Source organism: Shinella sp. OV683, assembly GCF_057787725.1.
The window spans coordinates 17,576-29,580 of record NZ_CM173543.1 but is presented as its reverse complement, the minus strand read 5'-3'; the positions used below and the strand labels follow the sequence as shown (position 1 = coordinate 29,580).

At 60.6% G+C, this 12,005-nt stretch carries 10 protein-coding genes; 3 read left to right on the top strand and 7 right to left on the bottom strand.

Annotated elements, in window-relative coordinates:
* The first annotated feature begins 3 nt into the window (after positions 1-3).
* On the top strand, positions 4-1,599 hold the full coding sequence (locus ACXHRN_RS00140; protein WP_488639345.1) for an ABC transporter ATP-binding protein: 1,596 nt from the start codon (positions 4-6) through the stop codon (positions 1,597-1,599).
* A 173-nt stretch (positions 1,600-1,772) separates the two neighbouring features.
* Here the strand turns inward: ACXHRN_RS00140 and ACXHRN_RS00135 are convergent, their stop codons facing one another.
* Positions 1,773-2,711, bottom strand: a complete 939-nt coding sequence (locus ACXHRN_RS00135; protein WP_488639344.1) for a LysR substrate-binding domain-containing protein — start codon at positions 2,709-2,711, stop codon at positions 1,773-1,775.
* Positions 2,712-2,810: 99 nt separating this feature from the next.
* Here ACXHRN_RS00135 and ACXHRN_RS00130 point away from each other — a divergent pair, with 99 nt between their 5' ends.
* A complete protein-coding gene (locus tag ACXHRN_RS00130; protein ID WP_488639343.1) occupies positions 2,811-3,425 on the top strand; it encodes a pyridoxamine 5'-phosphate oxidase family protein in 615 nt (204 codons plus the stop codon).
* Between the two features lie 303 nt (positions 3,426-3,728).
* Here the strand turns inward: ACXHRN_RS00130 and ACXHRN_RS00125 are convergent, their stop codons facing one another.
* The 5 genes from ACXHRN_RS00125 to ACXHRN_RS00105 all read right to left on the bottom strand — a co-directional run bounded on the left by ACXHRN_RS00125 (position 3,729) and on the right by ACXHRN_RS00105 (position 8,490).
* Positions 3,729-4,457, bottom strand: coding sequence for an ATP-binding cassette domain-containing protein (locus ACXHRN_RS00125; RefSeq protein WP_488639342.1), 729 nt, complete (start codon positions 4,455-4,457; stop codon positions 3,729-3,731).
* A gap of 47 nt (positions 4,458-4,504) precedes the next feature.
* Entirely contained in the window at positions 4,505-4,840 is a 336-nt protein-coding gene (locus ACXHRN_RS00120) for a hypothetical protein (RefSeq protein ID WP_488639341.1), read from the bottom strand.
* Positions 4,841-4,876: 36 nt separating this feature from the next.
* The gene (locus ACXHRN_RS00115) at positions 4,877-5,791 is read right to left on the bottom strand and encodes an alpha/beta hydrolase (RefSeq protein ID WP_488639340.1); all 915 of its coding nucleotides are present in this window, start codon (positions 5,789-5,791) and stop codon (positions 4,877-4,879) included.
* A gap of 54 nt (positions 5,792-5,845) precedes the next feature.
* Positions 5,846-6,946, bottom strand: coding sequence for an NAD(P)-dependent alcohol dehydrogenase (locus ACXHRN_RS00110; protein WP_488639339.1), 1,101 nt, complete (start codon positions 6,944-6,946; stop codon positions 5,846-5,848).
* A 71-nt stretch (positions 6,947-7,017) separates the two neighbouring features.
* The gene (locus tag ACXHRN_RS00105; RefSeq protein WP_488639338.1) at positions 7,018-8,490 is read right to left on the bottom strand and encodes a benzaldehyde dehydrogenase; all 1,473 of its coding nucleotides are present in this window, start codon (positions 8,488-8,490) and stop codon (positions 7,018-7,020) included.
* Between the two features lie 344 nt (positions 8,491-8,834).
* Here ACXHRN_RS00105 and ACXHRN_RS00100 point away from each other — a divergent pair, with 344 nt between their 5' ends.
* Positions 8,835-10,619: a sigma 54-interacting transcriptional regulator gene (locus tag ACXHRN_RS00100; protein ID WP_488639337.1), complete on the top strand. Its 1,785-nt coding sequence runs from the start codon at positions 8,835-8,837 to the stop codon at positions 10,617-10,619.
* A gap of 775 nt (positions 10,620-11,394) precedes the next feature.
* Here ACXHRN_RS00100 and ACXHRN_RS00095 read toward each other — a convergent pair.
* On the bottom strand, positions 11,395-11,700 hold the full coding sequence (locus tag ACXHRN_RS00095; RefSeq protein ID WP_488639336.1) for a hypothetical protein: 306 nt from the start codon (positions 11,698-11,700) through the stop codon (positions 11,395-11,397).
* Between the last annotated feature and the right edge of the window lie 305 nt (positions 11,701-12,005).

Sequence of the window (12,005 nt, the reverse complement as noted above, 5' to 3'; positions counted from 1 at the left end):
GCCATGACCGATACCATACTCGATATCGACAATCTCAACGTCAGATTCGACTCTCCGGATGGCGAAATCCATGCGGTCAAGGGTCTCAACATCAAGGTCGCCAAGGGCGAGACCCTGGCGATCGTCGGCGAATCCGGCTCCGGCAAGAGCCAGACGATGATGGCGGTGATGGGCCTGCTGGCCGGCAATGGCCGGGTGACCGGCTCGGCGCGCTATCGCGGCCAGGAACTGGTCGGCCTATCGCTCAAGGCACTGAACGAGGTGCGTGGCGCCAAGATCACCATGATCTTCCAGGAGCCGATGACCTCGCTCGATCCGCTCTACACGATCGGCAACCAGATCAGCGAGCCGATCCGCTACCATCGCCGCTGCTCCAAGGCCGTTGCCCGTGAACGCGCGCTGGACCTGCTGAAACTCGTCCAGATTCCCGAACCGGAGCGGCGGCTCGGTTCCTATCCGCACGAACTGTCGGGCGGCCAGCGCCAGCGGGTGATGATCGCCATGGCACTTGCCAACGACCCCGAACTGCTGATCGCCGACGAGCCGACCACGGCACTCGATGTGACGATCCAGGCGCAGATCCTGGCTTTGCTCAAGGAACTCAAGGAGCGGATCGGGCTGGCGATCATCTTCATCAGCCACGATCTCGGCATCGTCCGCCGCTTCGCCGATCGGGTGGCGGTGATGCGGCGCGGCGAAGTGGTGGAGACGGGCCGGACGGCGGAGATCTTCTCCGCCCCCCAGCATGAATATACCAGGATGCTGCTAGCCGCCGAGCCGACCGGTCACAAAGCACCACCGGCGGCCGATGCGGAGGCGATTGTCGCTGCCAAGGACGTTTCCGTCACCTTCAGGGTCGGCGGCGGATTTCTGGCGCGCAAGGCCTTCGATCTCAAAGCGGTCGACGCTGTTTCGCTGACGCTCCGCCAAGGCCAGACGATCGGCATCGTCGGCGAATCCGGATCGGGCAAATCCACACTCGGGCGGCTCGTGATGCGGCTGATCGACGGCGAGGGCAATGTCGTCTTCGAAGGCAGGGACATATCCAAGGCCGGCCGGCGTGAGATGCAGCCGCTGCGCCGCGAAATGCAGTTGGTCTTCCAGGACCCTTACGGCTCGCTGTCGCCGCGCATGACCGCGGGCGAAATCGTCACCGAGGGACTGCTGGTGCATGAGCCGCAGCTTAGCCGCGCCGAGCGCGATCGCCGCGCCGTCGAAGCCCTGCTGGAGGTCGGTCTCGATCCGGCCAGCCGCAACCGCTATCCGCACGAATTCTCCGGCGGACAGCGCCAGCGCCTCGCCATCGCCCGCGCCATCATCCTCAAGCCGAAAATGCTGGTGCTGGACGAACCGACATCGGCGCTCGACCGCTCGGTGCAGAAGCAGATCGTCGACCTGCTGCGCGACCTGCAGGCGCGCCATGGCCTCGCCTATCTGTTCATCAGCCATGACCTCGCCGTGGTGCGAGCGCTGTCGGATTACATCATGGTGATGAAGAGCGGCAAGGTGGTGGAAGAAGGCTCGGTGAACGACATCTTCGACCATCCGAAGGCCGACTATACCAAAGAATTGATGGCGGCAGCGCTGGGACAATCGTAGCCGCAATGACCAAGGCGCAGCCGACAGGCGTTATGGACAAGCCGCCTTTGTCGAGACATTTTCATGACATCGAACTCAGGTGATGGGCGAGATCTGCGCGCTGTTGCTCGTTTGCGTACATGGATCTCACGAGACGCATCAATTCTCATACCGCCTATCGTGCCGCAAGCGAGTTATCCCTTGGACTCGGATGCAGCGTTTGGGTCCGCAATTTCAAGCAACCTTCGCCTCAATCGGGGCACCGCGAAATCCAGAAAGCGCCGCATCTTGATCGGCATTTGGCTGCGTGCGGCATGTACGAGGCTCACCGGCACCGGTTCAGTCTCGAACCGCTCAAGGACAATTCGCAGGCCATTGGCCTTCACCGCGTCCGCAACCTGATAGTGCAAGAGTCGCGTCGCGCCCACGTCTTGCAGAGATGCCCGAACGGCGGCTTCCGCCGTTGTCACCGAGAGGCGCGCCTCAATCGGCACAAATATGGGCTTTCTCGTTTTTGGATCGGTGAAGCGCCACCCCGCCATGGGCCCGGGACCATCGAAGGTGACGCAAGGAATTGTCTCCAGGTCTTGGGGGGTCTGCGGCGTGCCGTGCAGGCCCAGCAATGTCGGGCTGGCGCAGACGACGGCGCGCATCGCGCCCACTGTTGTCGAAATCATCGCACTATCGGGCAGCCTGCCGATGCGCACAGCCATATCCACCTGGTCTTCTGCCAGATGCATGTTTCGATCGAGCAACAGCAGCCTGATCATGATCTCCGGAAACGCAGCCAGGAAATCGATCACGATCGGCAGCACATGGAGCTGGCCGAACTGAACGGGTGCGGTGATGACGAGCTCACCCTTGGGAATGGTGAACTCTCCGGCGACCTCGCGCTCGATCTCGTCGACCTGATCGAGTATCCGCCGCGCCGCCGCGAGGTAGCTCACCCCAGCATCGGTCAAGGTGAGTTTGCGGGTGGTGCGGATCAGAAGCTCGGCGCCCAGGAGCGCCTCCAGATTCGATATCTTCCGCGCAATTGTTGTTACTGGAACACGAAGCTGCCGCGCAGCCGCAGAGAAACTTCCGCTCTCCACGACAGCGTTCAAGATCGACATGGCTTCGAGTCTATCCATTCATCTTCCCATTTTTCGGAGAGATCATCCCCATAATTACCGGATTATATCAAAATGGAACAAGTCCCATATTCACGATCAGCCAACACGGAGGGTGAAATGGCATACGGGTTTTTAGACATCGCCATCACGCCAAGCGTCAGGGCTGCCCAGGCCGAGATGGGCGCCGACGATATATGGTCCGACTTCAGTGGGCATAGGGAGTTCCACCGATTCACGGATGCCGAGAAGGCATTCATTGAGGGGCGCGACAGTTTCTACATGGCCTCGGTCTCGGAGACGGGTTGGCCCTATGTGCAGCATCGAGGCGGGCCGCGCGGCTTTCTGAAGGTGCTCGACCACCGGACCCTCGCTTTCGCAGACTATCGAGGCAATCGGCAGTATATTAGCACCGGCAACTTCGCGGCCAACGACCGCACCTGCTTGATTCTGATGGATTATCCCAGCCGCAGCCGTTTGAAGATCTATGCGCAGGTGGAAAAACTGGGAACCGACGAGGACCCTGCCCTGACCGAACACGTCACCGACAGTGCTTACAAGGGCAAGCTTGAGCGCATTTTCCGGTTGAGGCTCGCAAGTTTCGACTGGAACTGCCAACAGCATATCACGCCGCGCTTCACCGAGGCGGAGGTTGTCGCGGCGATTGATCCGCTGCGCAAACGCCTTGGTGAACTTGAAGCGGAGAATGCCGAGTTGAGGGCACAGACGGGCTGATTTCCGCTGTGATAATTTCAAAATCGCATTTGTTTTGGGGGGAAAGGCGACAACGGCGGCGGAAGTCATCACTCTCGGGGGTCACAGCCTTGATAGGAGCAGAACCTGAGATCCGTGATTCGGCGTAAGGTTGCAGTTGATGGGGATCGAACCAGCGACCCGTTGTTACATACGCCTTTCGCCTCAGATTCCCCAATAGCGGATCTCGACTTAGCTTGGATGGAAATGACCGGTTTGGGGCCGATTGCAGACGGTTCGCTGCCAGGACATCCAACGCGAAATCGGACATTTAGGTACTCGACATCAAGGGGCATGAGAATCAATCACATCAAGCAATCGATTCTCCGTTCGAATGCGTTGTGTCTCTACTGCCTGTAAAACTGCATGATAACTTGCGCATGCCGCGTTGGTCTCCGCAGCAAACGGCAGCAAGTGCGGGACAATATCATCATGACCACTGATCGCGTCACAGTCCTTGTCGTCGAGGACCAACCTTTGTTGCGAATGGACATCGTCGATGAACTCGAGATAGCGGATTTCAAGGTCGTGGAGGCCGCCAAAGCTACGTTGGCGATCGAGCTTCTGATTGCCAAGCCGCTTGCGGTCGAGCAGGCCCAGCGTGGCGGCAGGCCTGTTGGCGAGCGGCAGGAGATCGCTCCGTTCCAGCGCTTCGGCAGCGAGATTTCCTGCCTCCTCCCCGACGCGGACGGAGCCATGCTGCGCAGCCACAAGCACGTTTTCGAACACGGCCATGCCGAGAAAGGGACGCGGTACCTGATGGGTCCGGCCGATGCCGGCGCGACAGCTGCGCGCTGCATCCGCCCTTGTGACGTCGACTCCGGAGAACATCACTGTGCCGGACGACGGCACCAGCGACCCGGCAACAACTGAGAACAATGTCGTCTTGCCGGCACCGTTGGGCCTGACGATTCCGAGAGCCTCTCCCTCCGTGAGGGTGAAGTTCACATCCTTCAGCACCTGGAACGAGCCGAATGTCTTGTTGATGCCGCTGCCTGAAAGAATTTCCGTCATGTTTCCCCCGAATGCGGGCGCCGGCACGCGAGCCCGCCCGTTTTCAATCAGCCAAGCGTGTAGGGCTTGAGCGGTGCGGTGGTCGGCGCGCGATTGATCAGGAAGTTCGACGTCACTTCGAGCTTGAACGGGAACTTGCCGCTCTCGTCCTTCAGCCATTGCGTGCCGACCAGACCGGTCGCCGCCATGCTGGGCGCGGGGCCATTGGTGAAGTCGATGATACCGGTGGTGGTTTCGACATTCAGCGTCGATATGGCCTTGGCAACTGCCGCCTTGTCCTTGGGATTGCCCGCTGGTATCGCGCATGCGGCAGCGGCGCCTCCCGCGACACTGCCCGTGGCGCGTAGCAGGCTGCGGCGCGTGATATCAAGATGCTTGCCCATATTGTCCTCCCAGATCGAAGAGCGTTGAAAAATTCGTCAGACGGCGACGCGTCTTGCGACGCCGGATTGCAGATGTTCGCGCAGAAAGCCGCCGGCTTCCTCGATCGACTGCATGCCCTCGTCGAGCATCGGCGCGAAGAGCTGCCAGGAATGCACCATGCCGTCGAAAATATTGAGTTCGGCGGACACACCGGCGGCCTTGAGCCGTTCGACGACGGTCACGGAATCGTCGCGCAGGATCTCCCAGGACCCGACCTGGACGAGCGTCGGCGGAAGGCCGGTGAAATCGCCGTAGAAGGGCGTGACCAGCTCCGACTTGCGGTCGCCGGTGCCGATATAGACTGCGTTGAAAAGCGCCATGAGCTGCGGCGTCAGAAGCGGCGCATCGGTTACGGAATGATGTGAGTCGCCCACACTTGCGAGGTCGAGGGCGGGCGACATCAGAACCAGCGCACCTAGCTGCGGCAGGCCCTCCTTCTTCGCCCTGACGGCGACCGAAAGCGCGAGATTGCCGCCGGCGCTGTCTCCGGTCAGCGCGATCGCTGCCGGGTCATAGCCCTGCGCCAATGCCCATTTGTAGACGGCGAATGCGTCGTCATGCGCGGTGGGTGCCGGATATTCAGGCGCCAGCCGATAGTCCGCCGCGAGCGCCACAGCACCGGATGTACGGGCGAGATGGGTGGCGATCACCCGGTGCGACCGGCTCGAGCCGAAGAAGAAACCGCCGCCGTGATAGTAAATGACCAGCCTGCTCTTGTCGGTCTCGTCGCGGCGGATCAGGTCACCGCCGCACGGCCCTGCGGAAACCCGCTCGATCATCGAGCCATCGGCGATCGGGGTTCCGGCATTGATCCCCTCGAACCACGCCCGCATCATTTCAGGCGTGGCGTTTTCCGGCGGCGGGTTCTGGCTGCTGACATCGAGAATGAAATCGAGTTGCGCTTTCGACATGGTTTCCTCCCTGAAATGTCGGATGGGGAAAGGCCGACGCGGCCCTCCGCCCGGCTATTGCATGCGCACGATCGGCTTGATCGTCTTGCCGCTTTCGGAATCGTGGATCGCCTGGTTGATCTCGGCGAAATCGTAGAATTTCACGAGCTTGTCGAAGGGGAAGCGGCCCTGGGCATAGAGCTCGGCCAACATCGGAATGAACGTATCCGGATTGGATTCGCCCTCGACGATCCCCATCAGCCGGCGGCCGCCGCTCATGAAATGCACTTCGTCGAGATTGATCTCGGTGCCCATGGCGGAGGCGCCGAGAATGCCGCAGGCACCCATCGGCGCCAGCGCCATAACGGCACCGCGGATGACACTGGAAATGCCTGTCGTGTCGAGCGCGAAATTCAGTCCATAGCCGGTGATCGCCATGATTTCCGCCGTCGCATCGACCTTGCCGGGATTGATCGTGTGCGTGGCGCCGAGTTCGCGGGCCATGGCCAGCCGCTCGTCATTCATGTCGACCGCGATGATCGTCGTCGCGCCGACGACCTTCGCCGCCATCAGGGCGGAAAGGCCGACGGAACCCGATCCGAATGCGGCGAAGGATTTGCCCGCCGAAACCTTGAGTGCGTTCATGACCGCACCCGCGCCGGTCTGGATGCCGCAGGCGAGCGGCCCGAGCAGTTCGAGCGGCGCGGTATCCGGGACCTTCACGACGTTCACTTCATGGCAGATGGCGTGGGTTGCGAAGGAAGACTGGCCGAAGAAATGGCCGTTGATCCGCTCGTCACCGGTCGAGAGCGCGCTCGATCCATCGGTGCGCGCGGCGAAGAAATTGCGCGGAAAGAATTCGTGGCAATAGCTGATGTGATGGTCCTGGCAGCTCGGGCAATGGCCGCAGGAATTGAAGGTCATGACCACCTTGTCGCCGGCCTTCACCTTCAAGACGGCGCGGCCGACCTTCTCGACGATGCCGGCGCCTTCATGGCCGAGCACCACCGGCAGTGGCGTCGGCAGCATGCCGTCGCGCACGACGATATCGGTGTGGCAAACGCCGGTGGCGACGACCTTCACAAGGATTTCGTTATCCCTCGGTTCCTCGATATTGATGGTCTCAAGGCTGAGGTCGGCGCCCTGTTCGCGGGCGATGGCGGCTTTGATCTGCATGGTGATCTCCGGAATGAAATGTCACGCGAGGGATGCGGGCCGCGATGCCCGCATCCCGGTCCTGGGAGTGATCAGAAGGGATAGGCGGTTGCGGTGTCCTTGACGGAAATCCACTTCCAGGTGGTGAATTCCTCGATGTCGGCCGGGCCACCGATGCGGGTGCCGTTGCCGGATTTGCGCGGGCCGCCGAAGGGTGCGAAGGGGCCGCCATTGACCGTCTGGTCGTTGACATGGACCATGCCGACTTCGAGTTCGTCGGCAATCCGTATCGCGCGGCCGGTATTGGCGGAAATCACACCGGCGGCGAGGCCGTAGTCGCTGTTGTTGGTCAGCGCGATCGCCTCTTCCTCGGTGGCGAAGGTGGCAATGCAGGCCACCGGTCCGAAGATTTCCTCGTCGAAGGCCCGCATGCCGGGCTTGACGCCAGCGAGCACGGTGGCGGCATAAAAGCGACCGTCATGGGTGCCGCCAGCCAGCAGCTTCGCGCCCTTGGCCACGGCGTCTTCCACGATCGCCTGAATGCTCGCCACCTGCGCGTCCGAAATGATCGGGCCGAGCGCCACCTGATTGGTGGAGGGATCGCCCGCTGGAAGGTGGGACGCCTTCACGACAAGCTTTTCGGTCAGCGCATCGGCGATCTTTTCGTCGGCAAGGATCAGCCCGGTCGCCATGCAGATCTGGCCCTGGTGCAGGAAGGCGCCCCAGGCCGAATTGGAGGCTGCGACATCGAGATTGGCGTCGTCGAGCACGATGAGCGAGTTCTTGCCGCCGAGTTCGAGCTGGACCTTTTTGAAATGCTTGCCGGCGATCTCAGCCACTTTCGAGCCGCCTCTTGCGGATCCGGTAAAGGAGATCATCGCGATATTGGGATCCGTGCACATCGCCTCGCCGGCGTCGGCGCCACCCGGCACCACCTGCAGCACGCCCTTGGGCAGGCCAGCTTCCTCGAAAATGCGGGCGATGATAATGCCGCCCGAAATCGGCGTGCGGGGATCGGGCTTGTGGACCACGGCATTGCCGAATGCCAGCGCCGCGGCGATCGAGCGGACCGAGAGCACGAGCGGGAAGTTGAACGGCGAGATCACGCCGACGACGCCATGTGGTACCCGCTTGGCATAGTTGGTCCGGCCATCCATCGATGGGATCATCATCCCCATCGGCGAAGTGGCGAGTGATGCTGCGTGGCGGATAAAGAGCGCACCATGCTCGATTTCGATACCGGCCTTCGGATAGATCGAGCCGGATTCGCGCATGATCCAGGGGATCAGTTCCGCGCCGTTCTGCTCGAGCAAGTCGGCGGCCTTGGAGAGAATCCGTGCCCGATCCGTCGGCAGCGTCTTGGCCCAGGCCTTTTGCGCAGCACGCGCCTCAGCGGCAGCACGGGTGATATCGGCTGCACCGCCGACTCCAACCGAGGCGATCACTGCGCCGGTGGCCGGATCGGTCACGTCCATGACGCCGGCGGCCGTCTGCTGCCAGTCGGCAAAGAAGGCGCGGCCCTGCCAACGCTCGGCGTCCAGGAAGTTCTGGTTCTCGATGTTCATTCTTGTTCCTCCTCAAAAAGTGTCGGTCCGTCGTCTGGGAGCGCAGGCACAGCTTCCCCGTCACGAGACCGGGCGTTTCTGCCCGGATTCGTCGGATTGCCGTCACTTTGGCTTTCTGCCGATGTCCTCCTGCCGCCTCCTCAAGCGGTCTGAACTAACACTGCAAAGGCCGTGCCAGAATTTCGGAAGGCATACGGCAGTTGCCGAGATGATTCAGCAAGCTATTGATGAAACTTGCTTTTCTGCCGGGGGCGGGAAGGTGGCTCCGCTGCTGAAGCAAAAGGCTTGCGATTACTAAAATAATGAAATAGCGTTGATAAATTCATCAAATTATTAATGCGATCATGACAGATACACATCAACTCGACGGACTGATCTCTCTCGCCGAAGCCTCTCGCAAGACGGGCAAGATCCTCACGCGCGGTGCTTTCAGCGAGCTCGACACCGGCGCTGCGCCCACCCTCACCGATCTCACCGAAGCACTTCATTTCGCGCTCGGTGATGGCCGGATCTGGCTCAACGACCAGCGGATGGTGCTGATCCAGTCGCTCGTGCTCGGGCGGCTCAGGCAGGAGATTATAGACGCATTCGGTACCGAGACGGCAAAAGGCCTCTTCATGCGCGTGGGCTACATGCAGGGCGTCCGCGATGCAGAGCTGATCCAGAAGCGCTTTCCGCAGGAGGATCTCACACATGCGCTCGCCGCCGGCCCGCGCGTCCATACGCTCGAAGGCTTCGTCAAGGTCACCACGAAGCAGTTCCAGTTCGATCTGCGCAAGGGCACTTATTTCGGCGAGTTCTACTGGGACGACTCCTCGGAAGCCGCGGAGCACATTTCGAGCTATGGCATTTCCAGCGAGCCCGTATGCTGGATGCAGACGGGCTATCCTTCGGGCTATACCAGCACGCTCTTCGGTAGGCCGGTGATCTTCCGCGAGATTGAATGCGCGGGCATGGGTGCCCCGCGCTGCCTGGTCGTCGGCCAGCATGTTGACGCCTGGGGCAAGGACGCGCCCGAACGGCATTATCTCGGACTGGACTGGAAGAGCCAACGCCATGTGGCCGTGGCCCGCCCCGCACCGGCGCTGGCGGCGGAGCCATCCGGCCGGGGGACGCCGGACGCCGCCGAAGGCCAGGTCGTCGGCGTTTCGGCAAGCTTTCTCCGGACTCGGCTGATGCTGGAAAAGGTTTCCGATACCGATGCGACGGTGCTCTTCATCGGCGAGTCCGGCGTCGGCAAGGAACTCTTTTCGAACGAACTCCACAAGCTGAGCCCGCGCAAGCAAGGTCCGTTCGTGCCGATCAACTGCGCGGCTATTCCAGAAAACCTTGTGGAATCCGAACTGTTCGGTGTCGAGAAGGGCGCGTTCACCGGCGCTATCCAGTCCCGCGCCGGCTATTTCGAGCGTGCGCACGGCGGCACGCTTTTCCTCGATGAAATCGCATCGCTCACCTATTCCGCACAAGGCAAAGTGCTCAGGGCGGTTCAGGAGCGCAAGATCGAGCGCGTGGGCGGAACCAGGACGATCCCCGTCGATGTGCGCGTCGTCGTTGCCTCCAATGTCGATCTTGGCGAAGAAGTGCGCGCCGGACGTTTCCGCCAGGACCTCTATTTCCGCCTCTGCGTCTTCCCGATCGTCATTCCACCACTCCGCGACCGGCGCGATGATATCCCGCTGCTTGCGGCACATTTTCTTAAGCTGTTCCGCGAGCGTCACCGCCGCGATGTCGCGGGCTTCACGCGGCGTGCGATGGATGCCCTTCTCGCCTATGATTTCCCAGGCAACATTCGCGAACTTCAGAACCTGGTCGAGCGTGGCGTCATCTATGTCGAAAGCGGCTCGCTGATCGATATGCAGCATATGTTCACGGGTTTTGAAAAAGTCCCGTCGCTTTCGCTGAAACTGACCGGCGAGGGCCGCATCGACGCGGCGTCACAGGATGGAATGGACTTAACGGACGAGCGCCGAATGATAACCGCGCCCGAGGCTCTCAAACGTGCCGAAGCCGAGCTCTATCGCTCAGCGCTCGAGGCCGCCGGCGGGAACGTTTCGTCCGCTGCGCGCCAGCTTGGGCTGACCCGCGCCAAGCTGGAGTACCGGCTTCGGAGAATGGGGCTGTTGACGTGACTTCGACGGCCTCGCCGTCGTGCGTCGCATCGGCAAATCGACTGAATGAGGCCAAGCGGCGATGGAATATGGCTTGATGGGAACCGAACCAACGACCCTGTTATTGCAACTTCCATCCGTACGCGATTCTCTAGGCCGGGCTTAATCTGGGCTGAGCGGAATAACTGATTTGGGGCCGGTAGCGGTCTCGCCGCTTCCGGTTTAAAAGATGGGATAGCAGACATTCACCCGGCAAGGCTGCGCGTAGAAGAAAAAAGCCAAACCTCGATAAAGGAACTGGAGTTGCCATCCTGGAAATCACCGAGACTCGCCTCTTGCCCGTAGCGCCGGTACAGGCTCTCGCCCGTATCCCTGTTCGAGACCGGACTGCGGCAGGTGAGTTCTCCTCCAACTTTCGGAACTTCTTCCGCATACGCTGTCCCTGGGCCAAGGATCGCAAGGGCCAGTGAGAATAATATGCGCAGTCGCTGTTTCATAAAGCGAATTCCCGATCTTGCTTCAAGGGCCTAGGAAATATTGCTGCAGAATATGAAACGCCGGAGCGGTTGATTAGGATGGCCTTGACCTTTGGCCGCGTCGAGTGGCTGCGCTGCCTTTTCGGGCTATTTTGATGGATCGTCCAAGTCAGCGCCAATTCGTCGGCGCGGGCATGCTTTTCATTGTCTTTTCGAAAGCCGGCGTGTTCAGCGCGACACGGAAAAGCGGGTCAGTTGGTGGCGGAACTCAACACCGGCGGCCATTGCCGGCAGCAACAGGCCCCAACGTCAAGCTGGCTCTATTGAATGGGAACGATCTTCAGCGTCGTTGTGTATGGCTCAACCCGCAACGAATCGTGACCGAGTATGCTCACACGGCGAAGGGGCGCTTCCTCGAGCGAACCATCGCTGCCCTTGCGGACTGCGTACTGCCAGAGTGACAATTCGCCATCGACAGCCAAGGCTTTCCCGATGGCACTGACATCATTACCTTTGAGTTCAGCAATTTCCGATGGTGTGAGGCCAACGACGATCTCATCTTTAGTGGTGATGATTTTGAACAGGAAAACGGGTTCCTGAGCGGATGCGACGCTGGTGAACGACATGGCTAATCCTGCGAAACCCGCGCAAAACAGGCGAGTCGTTGACTTGAAATTGGAACAAAACATTGAGCGGCCCCCTAAGCTTGAATTTGCGTGTTTGGTTGTGTTTGTGGCGAAGCTTTGTCTTCCCAAGGTTGATTGGAACCACCGGTATTGAAGACTGTCGATTGTGCAGTGATCCCGTTTAGGCTCTCGATGGGTGTTTTTCGCGTCCTTCTGTTTCAGGCTTATTTCGCGAGATCGATATTCTTGTTGCAATTGTTTCAGACGTGAAAATCTCGGCGGGCTCTTTCCGCCGGTTTGTGTTT

What these genes read in the sequence shown, in the direction of transcription:
- ACXHRN_RS00140 (WP_488639345.1), top strand. Translation starts at nt 4, where the DNA reads ATGACCGATACCATACTCGATATCGACAATCTCAACGTCAGATTCGAC.
- ACXHRN_RS00135 (WP_488639344.1), bottom strand. Translation starts at nt 2,711, where the DNA reads ATGGATAGACTCGAAGCCATGTCGATCTTGAACGCTGTCGTGGAGAGC.
- ACXHRN_RS00130 (WP_488639343.1), top strand. Translation starts at nt 2,811, where the DNA reads ATGGCATACGGGTTTTTAGACATCGCCATCACGCCAAGCGTCAGGGCT.
- ACXHRN_RS00125 (WP_488639342.1), bottom strand. Translation starts at nt 4,457, where the DNA reads ATGACGGAAATTCTTTCAGGCAGCGGCATCAACAAGACATTCGGCTCG.
- ACXHRN_RS00120 (WP_488639341.1), bottom strand. Translation starts at nt 4,840, where the DNA reads ATGGGCAAGCATCTTGATATCACGCGCCGCAGCCTGCTACGCGCCACG.
- ACXHRN_RS00115 (WP_488639340.1), bottom strand. Translation starts at nt 5,791, where the DNA reads ATGTCGAAAGCGCAACTCGATTTCATTCTCGATGTCAGCAGCCAGAAC.
- ACXHRN_RS00110 (WP_488639339.1), bottom strand. Translation starts at nt 6,946, where the DNA reads ATGCAGATCAAAGCCGCCATCGCCCGCGAACAGGGCGCCGACCTCAGC.
- ACXHRN_RS00105 (WP_488639338.1), bottom strand. Translation starts at nt 8,490, where the DNA reads ATGAACATCGAGAACCAGAACTTCCTGGACGCCGAGCGTTGGCAGGGC.
- ACXHRN_RS00100 (WP_488639337.1), top strand. Translation starts at nt 8,835, where the DNA reads ATGACAGATACACATCAACTCGACGGACTGATCTCTCTCGCCGAAGCC.
- ACXHRN_RS00095 (WP_488639336.1), bottom strand. Translation starts at nt 11,700, where the DNA reads ATGTCGTTCACCAGCGTCGCATCCGCTCAGGAACCCGTTTTCCTGTTC.